We start from the raw sequence: 20,068 nt of genomic DNA on the forward strand, positions 1-20,068 counted from the left end.
GTTCCGGTGCCATATGAAGATGGCTTATGGAATGCGCGCATCGCAGGAGAGACGGTTCATGACCAAGGGTTCGGATCTGTTCGTGGCGGCCCTCGAAAATGAAGGGGTCGAACGAATTTTCGGCATTCCGGGCGAAGAAAATCTCGACATCGTCGAATCCATTCGCCGCTCGTCGATTCAGCTGATCCTGACGCGCCACGAGCAGGCGGCCGCCTTCATGGCCGCCACCTATGGCAGGCTCACCGGCAAGCCGGGTGTGTGCATCACCACGCTTGGCCCCGGCGCGCTCAATCTGACCACCGGCTCTGCCTATGCGCTGCTCGGCGCGATGCCGATGATCATGATCACCGGCCAGAAGGGCATCCTGTCGTCCCGGCAGGCGCGCTTCCAGATCGTCGATATCGTCGCGGCGATGAAGCCGCTGACCAAGCTGTCGCGCCAGATCGTCTCGCCCAGGATGATCCCGTCGCTGGTGCGCGAAGCCTTCCGCGTCGCCCAGGAAGAGCGCCTCGGCCCCGTGCACCTCGAACTGCCGGAAGACATCGCGGCGGCGGAATGCGAGCCGATCGCGCTGGTGCCGACACATCCGGTCGAATTGCCCCTGGCCAGCGCTGGCGCGCTCGATCGCGCCGCCCGCATGATCATCGAGGCCAAGCGTCCGCTGCTGATGTTCGGCGCCGCGGCGTCGCGCCCGCGCGTGACTCCCGATGTCGCCCAGTTCGTGCTGCGAACGCAGATTCCCTATTTCACCACGCAGATGGGCAAGGGCACGGTGCCCGGCGGCACCGAGCTCTACATGGGAACGGCGGCTCTTTCGGAACGCGACTACGTGCACGAGGCCATCGAGCAGGCTGATCTGATCATCACCATCGGCCACGACACGGTCGAGAAGCCGCCCTTCATCATGGGCGCGAAAGGGCCGAAGGTCATTCATGTCGGCTACCAGACGGCTGATGTCGAGCAGGTCTATTTCCCGCAAGCCGAGATCGTCGGCGACCTCGGCCCGTCGCTGGCGCTGCTGGCGGACCGCATCGAGGGCAGGATTCCCAACGCGCAGGCCCTGCTGCCGCTGCGCGAAGGCATTTTGAGCCGCATCGCCGCGCGCGCCACCGAAGACCGTTTCACGCCGCAGCGCATCGTACATGATGTGCGCGCTGTGATGCCGGCCGACGGGATCCTCGCGCTGGACAACGGCATGTACAAGATCTGGTTCGCGCGCAACTACCGCACGCGCATGGCCAACACGCTGCTGCTCGACAATGCGCTGGCCACCATGGGTGCCGGCCTGCCGTCGGCGATGATGGCGGCACTGCTCTATCCCCGACGCCGTGTCATGGCCATTTGCGGCGACGGCGGTTTCATGATGAACAGCCAGGAACTGGAGACTGCTGTCCGGCTCAAGCTCAATCTCGTCATCCTGCTGCTGGAAGACCACGCTTATGGCATGATACGCTGGAAGCAGGCTGTCGACGAATTCCCGGATTTCGGCATGACCTTCGGCAATCCCGACTTCGTCAAATACGCCGAAGCCTATGGCGCCAGGGGCACCAGGGTTGGCGCGATAGCCGACCTGCAACCGGCGTTGGAACAGGCCTTCGCCGGCGGCGGCGTGCATCTCGTCGTGGTGCCCATCGACTATTCCGAAAACACCAGGGTGCTCGTCGACGAATTGCGAGAGCGACTGCCGGCGCCAAAGGCACCCTGACGGCAGCGGCAAAGCCGCCGTCAGGATCGGTTGATGCCTACAGCTTGCAGTAAGGCGTTACCGGCGCGATCGTGCCGAAATCCTTGACGATCTCGTAGCCGATGCCGTCCGCCGCCGCCTTGCCGACATAGGAATGGCAGAGTGTGTGGTTGTTGCTGGCATCGACCCGGATCTTGCCTTGTGGCGCATCGAACTCGATCGTCGGCAGCGCCTTGAGCACATCGTCGTCCTTCAGCGAGCCAGCCTTCTCCGCCGCCAGCGCGTAGAGATGCAGGCCGTTATAGCCGGCCTCGCCGATGCCATTGACCATCTTCTCCTGGCCGAATTTTTCGCGGAAGTTCGCGATGAACTTCTTGTTGACCGGGTTGTCGAGCGCCATCCAGTAGGGCTGCGGCGCGTAGGTGCCGGCGGCGACGCCAGGCGGCAGCGCGTCCTTGTTGAAGACCTCGTCGAGCGGTGCGATCAGAGGCTGCTTGATGTCGAAGCTGCGATACTGCTTGAGCTGCGTGACGGCGTCGTTGCCGACCACCATCGACCACACGACGTCGGGCTTCAGCGACTTGATCTTCTGGAAGGCCGGGCCGAAATCCGTGGTGCCGAACGGATAATAGTCGGCGCCGACAATCTTGCCGCCGGCCTTTTCATAGGCGGCTGTGATCGCCTCGGTCATTTTCTGCGGCCAGGCATAGTCGGACGCCATGATGTAGATGGTCTTGCCGAGGTTTTCGGCCACCCACGGCATCATCGGGTCTACCTGCTGCATCGGGATAGGTCCGGTGGCGACGAAGTAGCGATTGCATTCGCCGCCCTCGAAATTGGTCGGGTAGAAGAACAGCTTCTTGGCCTTCGAGGTGACGGAAAGCGTGGCGCTGCGCTCGGGCGAAATGATCGTTCCCATGATCACGTCGACCTTGTCCTCGTTGAGGAGCTTGCGGGCCTTGTCGATGGAGCCCTTGGTCGTGGTCTGGTTGTCCTCGATGAAGAGCTCCACCTGGCGCCCGCCAATGCCGTTGGCGGCGTTGAGTTCGGCGGCGGCGAGCTTGTAGCAGTTGAGCAGCGTCTCGCCGAGGATCGCCTGCAGCCCGGTGATCGGGATCGACAGCCCGACCTTGACCGTGTCTGCGGCGCGCAGGATTCCCGGCGCGCCGACCATTGCGAAGGCGGCCGCGGCGCCGCCGGATTTCAGAACAGTTCTTCTGTTTATCATTGTTGTGTTCCCTTCCAGTCCAGGCGCGCCCCATGCACGCCTTACAAAGCCAAGAGGTCCTTCAGCAGGGTCTCGTCGGCGAATGCTTCCGGCGTGCCCTCATGCACGATCCTGCCCTTCTCCATCACCAGGCAGCGGTCCGCCGCCTTGAGGACGAGATCGAGATTCTGCTCGACCAGGACGATGGCGATGCCGCGCTCGCGCGCGATGCGCGGCACCAGCTCGGCGATCGACTGCACGATGTTCGGCTGGATGCCTTCCGAAGGCTCGTCGAGCAGCAGCACCGACGGCAGGCCGCACAGCGCGCGGCCTATCGCCAGCATCTGCTGCTGGCCCCCCGAGAGCGTACCGGCGGTCTGCGCCTCGCGCTCGCGAAGGATGGGAAAATAGCCAAAGATGTCGGCTGGAATGTCGCCGTCGCCACGATCCTTGGCGGCGCGCGTGCCGACTTCCAGGTTCTGCCGCACCGTCAGCTGGTTGAAGATACCGCGGCCCTGCGGCACATGGGCGATGCCCGCCCGCGCGCGGCGGAAGGCCGGGGCGTTGGTGAGATCCTGGTCGCCGAGAACCACCGCACCGCCGCTCGCCTTCAGGCCCCCGGCGATGACGCGCAGCAGCGTTGTCTTCCCGGCGCCGTTGCGGCCGAGCAGGCCGACCACTTCGCCAGCCGCGACGCCGAGGTCGATGCCGTTCAGCACCGGGAGCAGGCCGTAGCCGGCCGACACGGCAAGTGTCCGCAGCATGGTCAGCGCCTCCCCAGATAGACGTCGCGGACCATCTCGTCGGCCTCGATGTCGTGGAAGGGACCGCTGCGAAGCCGGCGACCCTGGTGCAGCACCAGCGTTTCGCAATTCAGCGCCCGCACGAAGCGTATGTCGTGCTCGACGGCGACGATCGAGAACTCGCCCTTCAGCCGCAGCAGCATTTCGGCCGTCGCCAGCGTCTCCTGCGGCGTCATGCCGGCGGTTGGCTCGTCGAGCAAAAGCAGCCGTGGCTCGATGGCCAGCGCCATACCGATCTCCAGCCATTGCTTCTGGCCGTGCGCCAGTTCGCCGGCCAATGTGGCAGCACGATTGGTCAGCGCGACCAGTTCCATCAATTCACCGATTGGCCGCGCCGGGGAGGGGGCACCCCATCGTGCGACCTTGAGGTTGTCCTCAACCGAGAGGCTCGGGAAGACCGACGGGATCTGGAACTTGCGGGCAATGCCGAGCCGGGCGATGCGATGCAGCGGCAGGCCGGCAATGTCGCGGCCGAGGAAATGGACGCTGCCGCTGGTCGGGCGCAACGTGCCGGTCAGCACGTTCAGGAAGGTACTCTTGCCGGCGCCGTTCGGGCCGATGATGCAGCAGAGCGCCTTGTCGCGGACCGTCAGGTTCAATCCTTCGAGGGCCTGCAACCCTCCGAAGCGGATGCCGACATTTTCGGCTTGGAGCAGGACGTCGCTCATCAGGCCTGGCTCCTGCCTTTGAACAGGCTCTTCAGCCGCGCATAGATCGACAGGATGCCGTCCGGCAGGACAAAGACGATGATGACGAAGACGCAGCCCAGCAGCAGCGGCCACAGGCTCGGATTGAAGCTGCTGATCGTCTGCTGTGCGCGCTGGATGAAGATTGCGCCCAGCACTGGGCCAAGCAGCGTGCCGCGCCCGCCGACCGCCACCCAGACAATGACCTCCGTCGACAGAAGCAGTCCGGACAGATCGGGGGCAACCAGCCCGGCCATGCAGACATAGAGCGCGCCGGCAAGCCCGGCGATGGCTGCCGAAAGGATGAAGGTGACGAGCAGCCGTAACGGCGCATTGTGGCCGAGTGCCGCCGCCCGGACCTCATTATCCTGAATGGCGGTCAGCACCGTGCCCCAGCGGCCACGGCTGATCGACCACAGCGACAGAACGGCCACCGCCACGATGACCGCGACGAAGATATAGCTCGACAGGTCCTGGCTGAGATCGACATGCCGGCCGCCAAGATCGAATTCGATCGGCGGGATCCCGATCAGGCCGCTGTCGCCGCCGGTGACCGAACTCCAGGAGATGGCCGCCTGCTGGCAGATGACGCCCATGGCCAGCGTGACGATGGTGAAGTAGCTGCCGCGGATGCCGCCGAAGAACAGGAAGTAACCGATGATGGCGGCGACGAAGGCAGCCCCCGCAATGGCGCCCACGATGCCGAGCAGGCTGCCGAAAGGAATCGCGTCATTGAGCGTGACCAATGCCATGATGTAGCCGCCGATGCCAAAGAAGGCGGCGTGGCCGAAACACAGGATTCCGGTGCGGCCCCAGAAGAAGTCGAGGCTCGCCGCGAACAGGCCGAAGATCAGCGCGTCGCGGATCACCGTCAGTTGGTAGCCGTCGGCGAGGAAGGGATAGAGGATCGCGAGCGCCACGCAGACGGCGAAGATCAGCAGCCAGTTGCGGTCGCGGGCGATCATCGCGACGCCCCGTTGAACAGGCCGTTGGGCCGCACCCGCACGGCGACGATGGCCGCCAGCAGCACGACCGCCTGCGCCAGCGATGGCGAGATCTGGTAGTTGAGGATGCTGGTCAGCCCGCCGACGAAGACGCTGCCGGCGACGAGGCCGCCAATCGAGCCGACCCCGCCGACGATGACGACGAAGAAGGCGTTGGCGAGATAGTTCACCCCCATCTGCGGCAGCACGATCGCCAGGGGCGCGACCAGTCCCCCAGCCAGCCCCGCGATTGCCGCGCCGAAGGTGAAGGCGATGGCGTAAGTGCGGCGCGTGTTGATACCGACGCCCTCCGCCATTTCGCGGTTCTGGATGACGGTGCGGATGTCGAGCCCGAACGACGTCCGGCTGATCAGCAGGATGACGCCGAGCAGGGTCAGCATGGCGATGGCAATCAGGATCAGCCGGTAGGCCGGATAGACGGTGAAGAAGAGGTCGAGCGTGCCCTCGACCGGCGGCGTCACCGGCTTGGCGCCGAGGCCAAAGGTCAATTCCAGCCCTTGCTGCAGGATGAGGCTGACGCCCCAGGTGGCAAGCACCGTCGACACCGGCCGCGAATAGAGGTGGCGAATGACGGCGAATTCCAGGATGCAGCCGACCACGGCGCCGGCGATCGGCGCCGCAGCCAGGCCCAGCCAGAACGAGCCGCCCATACTCTGGATGAAGTATACCGCGAAGGCGCCGACGGTCACAAACTCGCCATGCGCCAGATTGGTCACGTTCATCAGGCCGAAGCTGATGGCGAGCCCGAGCCCGACCAGCATCAGGATGCTGATCAGCGTCAGCGCATTGAGCAATGTCGTGATGGCGAAATCCATCGCTTCAGGCCGCGCTGGCGAGGCGTTGGCGCAAGCCCGCGAGCAGGCCTTCAGCGGCATCGATCACCGCCGCCTGATGCGGCTGCAGGTCCTGCCCCGCCCACTCGTCGATATGGTCCGACAGCGGGTCGACCACCTCGGTGCGGTGATTGGCCAGCGTCTCGATGACGGCGTGGCCGCAGAATGGCACATAGCCCTCGGAATAGCCGCCTTCATGGCTCATCATCAGCCGTCCGTTCGAGACTTCGGCCGCAAACGCCACCATGCGCGCGGCAAGGCGGCGAAAACATTCGCTGTTGAGCATCATGCGGCCGAGCGGATCGAAGCCGGACGCGTCGAAACCGGAAGCGACGATGACGAGGTCGGGCTTGAACGCGCGCAAGGCAGGACCGATGACGCGGTCGAACGTGGCTTCATAGGCGCCGGTGCCGCTGCCGGCCGGCAACGGGACGTTGATGTTATAGCCTTCGCCGGGTCCCTTGCCGTTGTCGACGAGCGCGCCGCGTCCGGTCGGGTACAGATTGTCCTGATGGAGCGAAATCGTCAGCACCGACGGATCGGAATAAAACACCGTCTCGGTGCCATTGCCGTGATGCACGTCCCAGTCCACCACGGCGGCACGGCCGAGCAGGCCCTCGTGCTGCAGCCGCCGCACGGCGACGCCGATGTTGGAGAACAGGCAATTGCCCATGGCCTGGTCGGGTTCGGCGTGGTGCCCGGGCGGCCGCGCCAGCGCGTAGGCGTTGTCGACGCGGCCGGTCAGCACGGCTCGCATGGCGGCATAGGTGGTGCCGGCGGATAACAGCGCGATGTCGAAACTGTTGAGGCCGATCGGTGCCTGAGGCCCGGCGAAACCGGATCCGCCTTCGCTCAGCATCCTGATATCATCGACGTGGCGCTGCGTGTGGACGCGCAGCAGGTCTTCCCCCGTTACCGGTTCGGCAATGATTGGAACCAGATGGCGTGCCAGGCCACTGACCTGGATGAGATTGTTGAGCCGTCGTTTGGATCCAGGCGATTCCAGGTGGCGTCCGGGTTCCACGAAACGGCCGGGAGGCATCATGTCGGCGCTGGAGCCGGTATCATGCCACATCAGCTGTTCGTGAAAAACGTAGCCTGTCGCCATCCGCGGCATCCTCTAAAAACCAGACGCTAGCAGGCTAACAATCGCCCGGCCCGACCCTAAAGAGGGGCCATGTCAGTCATCTATGCCCCTCCTTTCGGAGGGGTGCGGAGGTTTGCGGCGACCTGCGCGGCGCGCACTGCCTGGACGCGGTTCGATACCGAGAGCTTGCCGAAGATGTTTTTCAAATGCCACTTCACCGTCGTTTCGCTTACCGACAGTGCAACGGCGATATCGCGATTTGACATGCCTTCCGACAGAAAGTGCAGCAGCTCGGACTCGCGCTGGGTGAGCTGTTCTTTCTCGACCGTCGGGGCGGCTGTTTTGCGCGTCGTCACGGGCATCGTCTGCGCGGCATCGATGATGCGCGTCGCATAGGCCGACAGTGACGGGTCGGCCTTTGCCTGGGCCGCCCGCAGCCGCATCAAACCCTCGACGACAGACTTGCCTTCGTCGACGAAGGAGCGGATGAAGCCCGAGGGTTGCGCAAGGCGCAATGCTTCGTGCAGATGGCGGTCTGCTTCCCGCTGGTCATGGCCGGCGCTCTTGGCGCGCAGGATCAGCGCCAGTATGTGCCGGCGCATGCGCCCGCTGCTTTTCGTTCGCTCCAGCAGCGCGTCGAAAATCGCCGCCGCCGCCGCGTAGGATTTTTCCGCCGTAAGCAGCCGGCCTTCGGCGAAGAACTCGAATTCGTTGGCGACGGTAGAGGCGGTTTCAGCGCTTTCGCGGCGATGCTCGTCGAGCAGCGCGCGGGCTTCCGGGGTGCGGTTCTGGTCAAGAAGCAGCCGGATGCGATCGTGCACCAGCACCGAAGCGAGGCGGCGGTAGACGGAGCCGCGCACGCGCTGGTAGACGCGCTCCAGCATGTCGAGGGCGGCTTGGCCGCGACCGGTCAGCTGCAGCACCCGGGCATAGGTCGGCACGCTGGCCAGGGGATAGACAATGACCGCTGCGCCCTCGATCAGCGGCCCGAGATTCTCGACCAGCGCCAGTGCTTCGCCGGATGCGTTGGTCTCATAGGCGAGTTCGGCAAGCAGCGTTCCGGCGAGGGCCTCGGCATAGGAGTTGGCGCCGATCCGCGTCCTGGCCTCGATGATCGCGTTGCGCAGCAGCCGTTCGGCCGCGGGCAGGCGGCCGGCCGAGCGCTCGATGACGGCCATGTAGCAGTTGGCGATGGTGACGCCGAGCAGGCTGCCGCTTCGCTCATGGGCCTTGCGCGCCGCGTCCACAGCAGCGCGCGCCCCCTCAAGGTCGCCCAGCGCGTAGAGATTGTAGCCGATGACGTTTGCGGTCGCGCCTTCCATGAACCAGGCATCGGGGGCGATGACGCGCAGGGCCGCCAGTGCGGTGTCGCGCGCGTCCTCGAACTGTTCCAGCGTGCTGTGCACGGCCGCTGCAAGGACCTCGAGTTCCGCCTCGATGGTCGTGCCGGCCAGCGTGCCTGGGTCCTTGCTATCGGTCGGCCCGGTTTCGACGAGCTGGCGCGCATTGGCGAGGGTCTGCTGGGCAATCTCGGGCTGGCTGCTGTGCACCGCAAGCCACAGCACGACGAGTTGCAGCCGGATGCGCTGGTCGATCAGTTTCCTTGGCAGCAGCGCCAGCAGCTGGCGCACATAGAGAAGCTGGCATTGGGCGATGAGTTCGAGCGCGTTGTTCTCGATGAACACCGCGGCGCGGGCTTCGTCGCCGGCGGCGAGCGCATGGCCGATGGCCTCGGTCAGCATCTTGCGTTCACCGAACCATTCCGAAGCCGCCAGGTGCAGCGGTGCGATCATCTCCGGCTCGCGCCGTTCCATTTCACGGCTGAGGAAGTCGTGGAAAAGGTGATGATAGCGGAACCAGCGCCGTTCCTCGTCGAGCGGCACCAGGAACAGGTTGCGGGTCTCGATCTCGGTGATGGCAACCTCGGCGTCCGCCGCCCGCATCACCGCCCGGCAGGCCTCGGCGCTGAAGCGCTCGAAAATCGAGGAATAGAGCAGGAACTTCGCCAGCGCCGGCGGCAGTTCCAGGAACACTTCTCCCATCAGGAAGTCGGCGACGTTGCGGTTGGCGCCGGTGAAATTGCCGATGACTGTTTCGGGCGCATGGGCCGCACCGAGCGACAGCGAGGCGAGCTGCAGGCCGGCGGCCCAGCCTTCGGTGCGCGAGCACAGTGTTTCCACCGTGCCGCTGCTGACAGAGAGGCCAAGCTTGTCGTTGAAGAAGGCTTCGGCTTCCGACGAGGCGAAACGCAGATCGTCCGGGCCGATTTCAAAGATATCGCCGAGCACCCTGAGCTTGCCGAGCTGCAGCTCGGGCAGGTTGCGCGAACCGATGACGAAGACGACGTTGGTTGGTGCCTGCCGGGTCAGCCGTTCCATGAACCGCTTCACCGCCGGTGCATCGATGGCGTGATAGTCGTCGAAGAACAGGGTGATGTCGGCGTGGCGTGCCGCCAAACCCGACACGAGTGCCGCAAGCACCACGTCGAGCTGCGGGATGGGGCTCGACTGGAAGGCGAGGTCGAGCTCGGCCGGGTTCTGGACGAGATGGCGCAACGCCCCCACCAGATGCGACAGGAAGGCGCCTTCGTCATTGTCCGTCGCCTCGCAGGACAGCCAGGCCGTCAGCCGGCCGTGGCGCGCGACTTCGGCCGCCCATTGCGCCATCGTCGTCGATTTGCCGAAGCCGGCGGGCGCGGCGAACAGCACGATGCGCGTGTCGACATGCCGCTCCAGCCTCGACAAGATGCTCTCGCGCCGTACCCACCGGCGATGGTGAGGCGATGCCGGGCTGGCGGGTTGCGACGACGGTCTCATCTGGCGCCGGGCACCCATTCCGTTTCGATCAGCGGAATTTGCGGCGCGCAATCGCGCGGCAGGGTGCCCTTGATCCTGGGATCATCGGTGATTTCGAAACCGGTTGCATAGGGTTCAAATCCGCAAGCCCGGTAGAAACCGATAACGCTGTGATGATCGAAGCTGCTGGTGTGCAGCCAGATGCGGATGGGGCCTAGGCGCCATGCCTGGTCGAGCGCGCCTGCCATCAGCCGTTTGCCGAAGCCTTGGCCAGTCAAGGAGGGAAACAGGCCGAAATAGGTAATCTCGATCTCGTTGCTGCCGGCGACCGAGAATTCGACCATGCCGACATGCCGCCCACTCTCATCATGGCCGTAGTAGAGATGCTGACGTCGGTCGGCGAAATGCGCCGCGATGTCGGCGTCCGACATTTCGGCGGCGCGGTCCCAGAGCCAGGGAGCGCCGATCTCGAGGAAGACTGCGCGGTAGACGGCGGGATCGGGCTTGGTGACGCGGGTCATCGCCAGCGGATGCGCGAGACCGGGCACCGGGGCACGCGCCTCCATCCACGTCACCGCATTGATGATTTTGCCTGCCGGCACGCGCCGGTAGCCCGGGACGAGATCGGTGGTTTCATCCGGCAATGAGCCTTCAGTGACTTGCATCTGTCCTCGGTCTTCCGCCGCGCAGCCTGGCCGGCATGTCAAGAAGCTGATGCCAACTCTGCGGCCGCCTGCCAAGTGGCTCCAGAGGTGGGCCATGATTTTGACCCGCCTGTCGCCTTGCCTTTTCGAAGAATGGCATATGAGATATGATACACCATCCATGGAGAAGCGGAATATCATGCCTGAACGAATTGCGGACGAGGCCATCTTGCGGGCGGTCGACGATGGCTTCGACCGCCAGCTCGCCTTCTTGGCGGACCTCGTACGCTTTCCCTCGCAGCGTGGTGAGGAACACGCCGCGCAATCCTTCATGGCGGCTGCTTATGAAGCCAACGGCTATGCGGTCGATATGTGGCGTGTCGATGTCGATGCGATCCGCGACCTGCCCGGATTCTCGCCCGTAGCGGTTTCGTACGATGACGCGTTCAACGTCGTCGCCACCCACACGCCGAAAAACGTCACCGGTCGCTCGCTGATCCTCAACGGCCATATCGATGTGGTACCGACCGGACCGCTCGACCGCTGGGTGCGAGATCCCTACGATCCGGCGATCGAGGATGGCTGGATGCATGGCCGTGGCGCCGGCGACATGAAGGCCGGCCTGTCGGCCTGTCTTTATGCGTTGGCCGCCTTGCGCGGCCTCGGCTATCAACCGGCGGCGAAAGTGTTCCTGCAGTCGGTGGTCGAGGAGGAGTGCACCGGCAATGGTGCGCTCGCTTGCCTGCAGCGCGGTTATCGCGCCGACGCCGCCTTCATTCCCGAACCGCTGGAACCAAGATTGATGCGGGCGCAGGTTGGGCCGATCTGGTTCAAGGTCGAGGTCGACGGCGATCCGCAGCACGCGTCGGGCGCCTTTTCCGCCGGCGCCAATGCCATTGAGAAGGCCTTCCTCATTATCCAGGCGCTGAAGCAGCTCGAAATCGTCTGGAATGCCAGAAAGATTGACGACAGGCATTTCTGTAATCACCCGCACCCGATCCGATTCAACCTCGGCAAGATCCAAGGCGGCGAATGGACATCGAGCGTTCCGGCGCGCTGCGTCTTCGAGATGCGGGTCGCGACCTATCCCGGCCAGAAGCTCGAGGACGCCAGGGCCGAACTCGAGGCCTGCATCGCCGATGCCGCCCGCGCCGATCCGTTCCTCGCCAATCGCCTGCCCAGGATGACCTACAACGGCTTCATGGCCGAGGGCTATGTGCTGGAAGGCGCCGACGAGATGGAAGCCGTGCTGCGCCGCAGCCATACCGCCGTGTGGGGTGAGCCGTTGACGGAACATGTCACCTCGGCCACCACCGATGCGCGCTTCTTCGGCCTTTATGCCGACACGCCGGCAATCGTCTACGGCCCGATCTGCCGCATGCCGCACGGCTATGACGAGGCTGTCGATCTCGATTCCGTGCGCAAGGTCACCCAGACCATTGCGCTCTTCATCGCCGACTGGTGCGGCCTCGAACCCATCGATGCCGAGGTCAGGCCATGAACGCGGCCATATCGGATGCTTTCGGCGAGACGCTCGCGGACGATGCGCCCGATGTCTCGATCGCCGAGGCGCTTGCCCTGTTGCGTCGCCACTATGGGCTCACTGGCAGCGCGCGCACTCTGCCAGGCGAACGCGACCACAATTTTCACATCCAGACAGAAGGCGAGGGTGAATTTGTCCTGAAGGTCTCGCATCCGGCGGAAGAGGCCGATTTCACCGATTTCCAGAACAAGGCGCTCGACCATATACTGACGGTCGACCCGGCTTTGCCGGTTCCCTCGGTGCGCAAGAGCCTTGAAGGCGAAGCGCAGTTCATGGTCGACCTCGGCGGATCGGTGCCGCGCATCGTGCGGCTCGTCACCTATCTGCCGGGCCAGCTGCTTTCGCGCTCGCCCACCTCATCGGCACAGGATCGCAATCTCGGCATCTTCCTCGCCCGGCTTGGCCGGGCGCTGCGCGGCTTCTTCCATCCGGCCGCCGGCAGCGACCTTTTGTGGGACATCCGCAAGGTCGCCAAGACGCGGCCCATGCTGGCGCATATCGTCGATGCCGGCCACCGCGCCATGGTCGAGCGTGTCATCGACGCCTACGAGGAGCACGCGGCGCCGGTTATTCCCGGACTGCGCGCCCAGATCGTCCACAACGACATGAACTCCTACAATGTGGTGATGGATGCTTCGCGACCGGAAATGGTCAACGGCGTCCTCGATTTCGGCGACATGATCCATTCGCCGCTGATCTGCGATCTCGCCATCGGGGCCGTCTATCGCTGGCCGGCCGAAGGTCATCCGCTGGCGCCCGCCGCGCGCTTCGTCGCCGGCTATCAGTCCGTGCAGCCGCTCGAGATCGAAGAACTTGGCATCCTCTTTCACCTCATTCGTGCCCGCCTCGCACTCATCGCCAACATCGCCAGCTGGCAGGCCGAGCGTTTTCCAGCCAAGCGCGACTATGTCCTGCGCCTCATCACCGAGGTCTGGGCCTCGCTTGAGCGGCTGGACGGACTGTCGTCCGCGGACGCCCGCCGCTATTTTCTCGATCATTCCAAGCCGGAGTAGATGCCCGTGTCCCTGTCCTCGCCACATCCTGCAAATGTCGATTCGGCGGCATCCGAGCAAGCGCTGCTCGAACGCCGCGCCAGATTGCTCGGGCCGACCTATCGCGCCTTCTACCGCAGCCCGATCCATCTGGTGCGTGGCAGCGGTGTCTGGCTCTACGATGCCCAAGGCCGAAAATACCTCGACGCCTATAACAACGTCGCCTCCGTCGGACACTGCCACCCGCGCGTCGTGGAGGCGCTGTCTGGGCAGGCCGCCACGCTCAACACGCACACGCGCTATCTCAGCGAGATCATCCTCGACTATGCGGAAAGGCTGCTCGGCACGCTTCCTTCCCATCTTGGCCATGCCATGTTCACCTGCACCGGCAGCGAGGCCAATGATCTCGCCATCCGCATCGCCCAGCACTCGACGGGCAACACCGGCGTGATCATCACCGGCTTCGCCTATCACGGCGCCACCATCGCGACAGCACAGCTGTCGCCGGCGGCGGTCGGGGCAGCGGGCGTGCCCGCCCGGCATCGGGCCGTGCCGGCGCCGGACACGTTCCGCGACGGCGGCCGCGCCGCGCATGATTTCGCCAGAAATGTCGCCGCCGCCATCGAGGATATGCGCGCGCAAAACATCCGCCCGGCGGCGCTGCTGCTCGATTCCGCCTTTTCCAGCGACGGCATCTTCTTCCCCGACGCTTCCGTCATGCGCGAGGCGGCCGATCATGTCAGGAAGGCCGGCGGCATCGTCATCGCCGACGAGGTCCAGTCCGGTTTCGGCCGGCTCGGCCAGGGCATGTGGGGCTTCGCCAACTATGGCCTCGCGCCTGATATCGTCACCATGGGCAAGCCGATCGGTGACGGGCATCCGATGGGCGCGGTGATCGTGCGGCCGCACCTGGTGAGCTCGTTCGGTTCGAACACCGGCTACTTCAACACTTTCGGCGGCAATCCGGTCGCCGCCGCGGTCGGCATCGCCGTGCTCGATGTGATCGAGGGCGAGGGGCTGATCGAGAACGCGCGGACGGTTGGCGCCTATACAGGAGAATTGCTGCGCGCCTTGCAGAGCCGGCACGGCATGGTCGCCGATGTCAGGCACAACGGCCTCTATTTCGGCGTCGAGCTGATGGCGGAGGATGAGGCCACTGCTGCTGCCAAGACTTCATCCGTCGTTGAAGCCATGCGCGAGGACGGCGTGCTGATTTCGTCCTGTGGCCCCCGCGGCAATGTGCTGAAGATCAGGCCGCCGCTGCCCTTTGCCAGGGACAATGCCGAGCAGCTGGCCGAGGCGCTCGATCGCGCACTGTCGAACTGGTGAGCTGAGCGGGCACGCATGCTGAAGCTCGAGCATCAAACCCTCAACGACCGCGCCTACGGCGCGCTCAAGCAGGAGTTGATCTCGGGCGGCTTCAGCCCGGGCCAGACACTGGTCATCCGCAAGCTTGCCGAGAGCTTTGGCATTTCGACGACGCCGATCCGCGAGGCGCTGCAAAGACTGGTCGCCGAGCGACTTCTGGAAATGCAGAACAACCGCTCGATCATCGTGCCCTTGCTCTCCGCGCCCGCCTTCTCGGAACTGACGCGCATCCGCATCGCCGTCGAGGGACTGGCAGGCGAGATGGCCACGTCACGGATGACTGAAAGCGGGCTGGCCGACATCCAAGCCGCGCTCGGCGACATGCAGCGGGCCATCGAGGCGCAGGACGCCACGGCCTATTTGGCCCTGAACGAAGACTTCCATTTTGCTATTTATGAGCACGCCGGCGCGCCGATCCTCTTGAACATGATCCGCGATCTCTGGGGGCGCGTCGGACCCTATCTCAAGCTCCTGATGCGGGCCGATCGCTACATTCCGCAATCCAATGATGCACACCGCAGGATCGTCGCCGCATTGGAACAGCGCAACGGCTCGGCCGTTCGGGCTTCCCTTGAAGAGGATATCTCCGTGGCGGCCGCGGTCCTCTCCGACAATCTTCACATGGCGCACTGACCGCAGGGCAGGCTCGGTCGGCCTAAGCCGCCTCGTCCATCCGGTCGCGCAGGATGCTCCAGCCAAGCAGCATGTTGGGCGCGTGCCGCAGCAGGGCATGGAGCGGAATTGGCGCCGGCGGTGCGAAGGGCACCGGCAAATCACGCGCTTCGGTTCCAGCGGCCCAGTCGGCCAGCACCTTGCCCATCGCCGTGGTCATGGCAATGCCGCGTCCATTGCAGGCGCGACCGGCGATCAGCCCCGGTCCGAGGTCCAGGAGATGCGGCAGGAAATCCGGTTCGACCGCCGCCATCCCCGACCAGCTGTAGGCAAGGGGGGGCAAATCAGGCAGGTCGAGGTGCCGGCCGAGCCGTCGCCAGATTGTTTGCGGCACGCGCGTATCGGCGCCGGCGCCAAGAATATGCATGCCGCCGCTGATCAGCCGGTTGTCGGCGTCGAAGCGAAAGGTGAAGAGGTTGCGCCTGGTGTCGCCGACGCCTTGTCCGCCAGGCAGCAGACGCGTTCGGATTTCCTGCGGCAGGGGCGCGGTCGCGATCTGGAAGACCTTCAGCGGAATATAGGTTCGCCGCAGCAACGGATCGAGCGACCCGCCATAGGCGTTGGTAGCGATCAGCACCTTGGCCGCGCGTACCAGGCCCAACCGTGTTTGAAGTGCCCAACCATCGGCGACGTGATCGATCGAGGTGACCGGCGTGTGCTCGAAAATCTTCGCGCCGGCCTTCTCCGCCGCATCGGCTAGCCCCAGCGCATAGGCGACCGGATTGAGCACGCCGCTTGAACGATCCATCCAGCCACCGACATAGCCGCGCGCGCCGGTCAGCGCTTCGACCTCTTGCCGATCCAGGGTGACGACAGGCCGGCCGCGCCGCGCCCATTGGTCCGCGCGGGATTTGACCTTCTCCAGGGCCGCCGGCGAGTGCGCCGGCTGGATCCATCCGTTCTGCACCGCATCGCAGTCGATGCCGTGCCGCCGGATCAAGCCGAAGACGAGGTCGGCACTGCCGGCGGCAAAATCGATGAGGCGTTCGCCGCGCTCGGCGCCAAGATGCGCGAGGATGCCATCGGGATCCATCCTGGCGAAGTTCGGCACGACGAAACCGGCATTCCTGCCGGTCGCGCCCCAGGCGATGATCTCGGCTTCGAGAACGGCGATGGAAAGTCCTTTTCCGGCGGCGTGCAATGCGGTTGAAAGGCCAGAAAATCCGCCGCCGACAATGGCAAGGTCGACATCGAGGTTGCCACTCAGCGCAGGCCGCTTGCGGCGATCGCGGCTGATGGCATGCCAAAGCGAAGTGCCGTTCGCACTCTGCCGGACCAGGGAATTCATGAACCGGAACTGCTTTTGTCCGTGGCGATCCGCGTGCGCTTGCCGAAGCGCGTCCGCAGCGGCCTGTCGCCGAACAATCCGTTCGGCCGCATCAGCAGGATCACGCAGAGCATCACGCCGATGGCGACGATCTGCAGCGAAGCGGCGCGCGCCTGCTGCTCGGGCGGGAAGAACACGCTGGTCAGCGTGCCCGATCCGGCCCAAATCCCCCAGACCAGGACACTGCCGATGACCGCGCCGAGATTGCTGCCCGAGCCCCCGACGATCAGCATCACCCAGACCTGAAAGGTGAGGATCGGCAGGTAATTGTCCGGCGCGATGAAGCCGGTGAAATGCGCCTGCAGCGCGCCGGCCAGCGCCATGATGGCGCCGCCGACGGCAAACGCCTGGACGCGGTAGAAGCGCGCGCTCTTGCCCAGCGAAATCGCGGCCCGCTCGTCCTCCCGCAGCGCCTTCAGCACACGCCCCCAGGGGCTGCGCGACAGGTGTTCCAAGGCGAGATAGGCAATCAGCGTCACAGCGCAGACGACGGCAAGGTTCGACAGGTTGAACAGCAGCGGCGTCTCCGCCAGGCCGCCGAAGGGGCGCGGGATGAAGCCGATGCCGAAAGGTCCGCCGGTCAGTTTCTGCGCGTTGAGCGCGACCAATTGCACGACGACGGCCACGCCGAAGGTGGTGATCGCCAGATAGTCGGATCTAAGACGCAACGTCGCCATGCCGGTAAGCGCGGCCGCAATGCCGCCAACGATCATGGCACCCACCCAGCCGGCGAGGATGGGCAGGCCAAAGCCGCCGAGCCGCGCGGGATCGTCCGGTGTCGTCAGCAGCGCCGAGGTGTAGGCGCCGATGGCGACGAAGCCCGCCAGGCCGACATTGAACAGGCCGGTCAGGCCCCATTGCAGGTTGAGCCCCAGCGTGACCAGTGAGAAGATCAGCGCCGTGGTCAGGAAGAAGGCGCCGTATCCGACCAGATCGATCATCTTTCCCGAACTCCGAAAAGGCCGATCGGCCGCACGAACAGCACGGCCATCAGGATGATGAAGGAAACGGCGGCGCGCCATTCGGCGCCGATCAGCTGCACCGCGCCGGCTTCGGCGAGACCGATGATCAGGCCGCCGAGCACCGCGCCCGGGATGCTGCCGATGCCGCCGAGGATGGCGGCGGCGAACATCGGCAGCAGCATGTCGAAGCCCATGAACGGGCGGATCTGCACCAGGATGCCGATCATCACGCCAGCCACGCAGGCGAGCGCGCCGCCGATGATCCACGTCACCCGCACCACGCTGGCAACGTCGATCCCGACGACGCGGGCCAGTGCCGCGTTCTGGCTCAAGGCCTGCATGGCGCGGCCAGTCTGCGTGCGCGTCATCAACAGATGCACGCCGAGCACGAGTATGGCGGTCAACACGAGCAATGCGATCTGGTCGGGCGTGATGCGGATGCCGAAGCCGACCGGCATGGCGATCTGGATCGCCCGGCTGAAATAGGTCGGCCGTGAGGTGAAGGTGAATTCGAGCAGGCTGCGTAGCGCCATCGAGGCGCCGAAGCTCGCCATCACCACGATGATCGCCTGGCCCTGCGAGCGCAGCCGCGAAAACAGGATCTTGTCGAGCAGCAGTGCGAGCAAGGCGGTGAATGCCATGCCGACGATCAGGGCAACAAGAAGCGGCCAGCCGAAGGATAGCGGCCCGATCGGTGCCACCTTGCCGAACATCGCACCGATGGCACTGACCACGGCCAGCGTCGCATAGGTGCCCCAGGCCATGAAGTCGCCATGGGCGAAGTTGGAGAAACGCAGGATCGAATAGGTGAGCGTCACGCCGATGGCGCCGAGGCCGATCATCGAGCCGGTCAGCAATCCGTCGACGATGAATTGCAGGCTCATGCCGCGCCTCCCTTGCCTGCATGGGAAGGGCGCTGGCCAAGATAAAGTTCGGCGACGACAGGGTCGTCCCACAATTCGGAGGCGACGCCCTCGTGCCGGTCCTTGCCTTCGGCCAGCACATAGGCGCGGTCGCCGATGGCAAGCGCTGCCTTGGCGTTCTGCTCGACCAAAAGGATGGTGACTCCGGACTTGCGGATGCCGGCCAGCATCTCGAATACCATCGCGACGAACTTCGGCGACAGGCCGGCGGACGGCTCGTCCAGCACCAGCACCTTGGGATGGACAATCAGCGCCCGCGCCACGGCAAGCATCTGCCGCTGGCCTCCCGACAGATTGCCGGCGGCGGTGCGGCGCTGGTGGACAAGGTCGGGGAAGGCGGCGTACATTTCCTCGATGCGAGCCGGGATGTCGCGCCGCTCAAGGATGCCGCAGGACACCTTGAGATTGTCCTCCACCGACATCAGCGGAAAGATATTCTCGGTCTGCGGCACGAAGGCGAGGCCAAGCCGCACCATGGTGTGGGCGGGCGCGGCGGTGATGTCCCTGCCGTCCAGCAGCACCGTGCCGCCGGTGATCGGCACGAGGCCGGCGATCGCCTTGATGAAGCTCGACTTGCCGGCGCCGTTGGGGCCGAGCACGACGACGATCTCGCCTCTGTCGACGGTGATCGAGGCGCCGCGCACGATCGGCACGCCGGGCTCATAACCGGCTTCGAGGCCGCGGACATCGAGGACGGTCTCGCTCATACGGTGCCTCCGAGATAGGCCTCGATGACGCGCGGGTCGCGCGCGACCTCTTCTGCCGTGCCTTCGCTCAGCAGTTGGCCGCTCGCCATGACAAGGACGCGGTGGCAGAGCCGCGTCACCATGTCGATGTTGTGCTCGATCAGCAGGAAGGTGATGCCGCCCGCGTTGATGTCGCGGATGCGGTCGATGATGACTTCGAGCAGCGTCGCGTTGACGCCGGCGGCGGGTTCGTCAAGCAGGATGATCGCCGGGTCGGCCATCATGACCCGGGCAAGTTCGAGCAGCTTGCGCTGGCCGCCGGACAGCACGCGCGCCGGCTCATGGGCGAGATGGCTGAGGGTGACGAGTTCGAGCAGGTCGAGGGCTTTCGTCCGGGCGGCTTTTTCCTGTGCCGCCACCCGCCACGGCGTGAGGAAGTTAGCCAGCAGCTTTTCGCCGGCCTGGCCCTGTGCCGCGAGCATGATGTTTTCGATCAGCGTCAGATTGGGTAGCGGGCGCGGGATCTGGAAGGTGCGGCCGAGCCCTCTGCCGATGCGCAAATGAGCGGCTTCGCCGGAGACGCGCGTGCCGTTGAGAAGGATGTCGCCGCTGGTCGGCAGGATACTGCCTGCGAGCAGGTCGAACATGGTCGTCTTGCCGGCCCCGTTGGGTCCGATCAGGCCGAGGATTTCGCCGGCTTTGACATGAAACGAGACATCGTTGACGGCGACAAGGCCGCCGAACCGCCTGACGACGTTGCTTGCCGTCAGAACCGGGACACGGGTCTCCTTCCCCTGCCTTTCCGCTGCCTCGCTCATCAAACCCTCTGGCCGAAGACGGTCGTCGAAGTCT

General features: G+C 65.0%; 18 protein-coding genes. 5 read left to right on the plus strand and 13 right to left on the minus strand.

Annotation, left to right across the window (positions count from 1 at the left end; translation table 11 throughout):
• Positions 1-58: 58 nt before the first annotated feature.
• Positions 59-1,705, plus strand: coding sequence for an acetolactate synthase large subunit (locus tag LB571_RS14965; RefSeq protein WP_224595490.1), 1,647 nt, complete (start codon positions 59-61; stop codon positions 1,703-1,705).
• Positions 1,706-1,742: 37 nt separating this feature from the next.
• Here LB571_RS14965 and LB571_RS14970 read toward each other — a convergent pair whose 3' ends face one another.
• The 8 genes from LB571_RS14970 to LB571_RS15005 form a co-directional block, all read right to left on the minus strand.
• Positions 1,743-2,912, minus strand: coding sequence for a substrate-binding protein (locus tag LB571_RS14970; RefSeq protein WP_140661558.1), 1,170 nt, complete (start codon positions 2,910-2,912; stop codon positions 1,743-1,745).
• Positions 2,913-2,953: 41 nt separating this feature from the next.
• The gene (locus tag LB571_RS14975) at positions 2,954-3,655 is read right to left on the minus strand and encodes an ABC transporter ATP-binding protein (protein ID WP_140661557.1); all 702 of its coding nucleotides are present in this window, start codon (positions 3,653-3,655) and stop codon (positions 2,954-2,956) included.
• Positions 3,656-3,657: 2 nt separating this feature from the next.
• Entirely contained in the window at positions 3,658-4,362 is a 705-nt protein-coding gene (locus LB571_RS14980) for an ATP-binding cassette domain-containing protein (protein WP_140617462.1), read from the minus strand.
• Positions 4,362-5,345 carry a branched-chain amino acid ABC transporter permease gene (locus tag LB571_RS14985; RefSeq protein WP_140823445.1) on the minus strand — a complete coding sequence of 328 codons (984 nt, stop codon included), beginning with the start codon at positions 5,343-5,345 and terminating at the stop codon, positions 4,362-4,364. The genes LB571_RS14980 and LB571_RS14985 overlap by 1 nt, the downstream gene beginning before the upstream one ends.
• Positions 5,342-6,259, minus strand: a complete 918-nt coding sequence (gene urtB, locus LB571_RS14990) for an urea ABC transporter permease subunit UrtB (RefSeq protein WP_224595494.1) — start codon at positions 6,257-6,259, stop codon at positions 5,342-5,344. Before urtB ends, LB571_RS14985 begins: the two co-directional genes overlap by 4 nt.
• Positions 6,204-7,325, minus strand: coding sequence for a class II histone deacetylase (locus tag LB571_RS14995; protein ID WP_140724460.1), 1,122 nt, complete (start codon positions 7,323-7,325; stop codon positions 6,204-6,206). The genes urtB and LB571_RS14995 overlap by 56 nt, the downstream gene beginning before the upstream one ends.
• Positions 7,326-7,405: 80 nt before the next feature.
• Complete coding sequence (locus tag LB571_RS15000) at positions 7,406-10,048, minus strand: LuxR C-terminal-related transcriptional regulator (RefSeq protein ID WP_224595498.1); 2,643 nt, start codon at positions 10,046-10,048, stop codon at positions 7,406-7,408.
• 68 nt (positions 10,049-10,116) lie between these two features.
• A complete protein-coding gene (locus LB571_RS15005; protein WP_224595500.1) occupies positions 10,117-10,764 on the minus strand; it encodes a GNAT family N-acetyltransferase in 648 nt (215 codons plus the stop codon).
• A 178-nt stretch (positions 10,765-10,942) separates the two neighbouring features.
• Between LB571_RS15005 and LB571_RS15010 the strand changes: the two genes are divergently transcribed.
• The 4 genes from LB571_RS15010 to LB571_RS15025 are packed head-to-tail and all read left to right on the plus strand — an operon-like array spanning position 10,943 to position 15,279.
• A complete protein-coding gene (locus tag LB571_RS15010) occupies positions 10,943-12,244 on the plus strand; it encodes an ArgE/DapE family deacylase (RefSeq protein WP_224595502.1) in 1,302 nt (433 codons plus the stop codon).
• A complete protein-coding gene (locus LB571_RS15015) occupies positions 12,241-13,299 on the plus strand; it encodes a phosphotransferase (RefSeq protein ID WP_224595503.1) in 1,059 nt (352 codons plus the stop codon). The genes LB571_RS15010 and LB571_RS15015 overlap by 4 nt, the downstream gene beginning before the upstream one ends.
• Positions 13,300-14,607: an aspartate aminotransferase family protein gene (locus LB571_RS15020; RefSeq protein ID WP_224595505.1), complete on the plus strand. Its 1,308-nt coding sequence runs from the start codon at positions 13,300-13,302 to the stop codon at positions 14,605-14,607.
• A gap of 15 nt (positions 14,608-14,622) precedes the next feature.
• Positions 14,623-15,279, plus strand: coding sequence for a GntR family transcriptional regulator (locus LB571_RS15025; protein ID WP_224595508.1), 657 nt, complete (start codon positions 14,623-14,625; stop codon positions 15,277-15,279).
• A gap of 22 nt (positions 15,280-15,301) precedes the next feature.
• Here LB571_RS15025 and LB571_RS15030 read toward each other — a convergent pair whose 3' ends face one another.
• The 5 genes from LB571_RS15030 to LB571_RS15050 are packed head-to-tail and all read right to left on the minus strand — an operon-like array spanning position 15,302 to position 20,034.
• Positions 15,302-16,606 carry an NAD(P)/FAD-dependent oxidoreductase gene (locus tag LB571_RS15030; protein WP_224595511.1) on the minus strand — a complete coding sequence of 435 codons (1,305 nt, stop codon included), beginning with the start codon at positions 16,604-16,606 and terminating at the stop codon, positions 15,302-15,304.
• Positions 16,603-17,586 (minus strand): branched-chain amino acid ABC transporter permease, encoded by a 984-nt coding sequence (locus tag LB571_RS15035; protein ID WP_224595514.1) that lies wholly within the window; start codon positions 17,584-17,586, stop codon positions 16,603-16,605. Before LB571_RS15035 ends, LB571_RS15030 begins: the two co-directional genes overlap by 4 nt.
• A complete protein-coding gene (locus tag LB571_RS15040) occupies positions 17,583-18,491 on the minus strand; it encodes a branched-chain amino acid ABC transporter permease (RefSeq protein WP_140617455.1) in 909 nt (302 codons plus the stop codon). Before LB571_RS15040 ends, LB571_RS15035 begins: the two co-directional genes overlap by 4 nt.
• Positions 18,488-19,237 (minus strand): ABC transporter ATP-binding protein, encoded by a 750-nt coding sequence (locus LB571_RS15045; RefSeq protein ID WP_224595516.1) that lies wholly within the window; start codon positions 19,235-19,237, stop codon positions 18,488-18,490. Before LB571_RS15045 ends, LB571_RS15040 begins: the two co-directional genes overlap by 4 nt.
• On the minus strand, positions 19,234-20,034 hold the full coding sequence (locus LB571_RS15050; RefSeq protein ID WP_224595519.1) for an ABC transporter ATP-binding protein: 801 nt from the start codon (positions 20,032-20,034) through the stop codon (positions 19,234-19,236). Before LB571_RS15050 ends, LB571_RS15045 begins: the two co-directional genes overlap by 4 nt.
• Positions 20,035-20,068: the final 34 nt, after the last annotated feature.

Source organism: Mesorhizobium sp. BR1-1-4, from assembly GCF_020165375.1.
Classification (GTDB): Bacteria; Pseudomonadota; Alphaproteobacteria; order Rhizobiales; family Rhizobiaceae; genus Mesorhizobium; species Mesorhizobium australicum.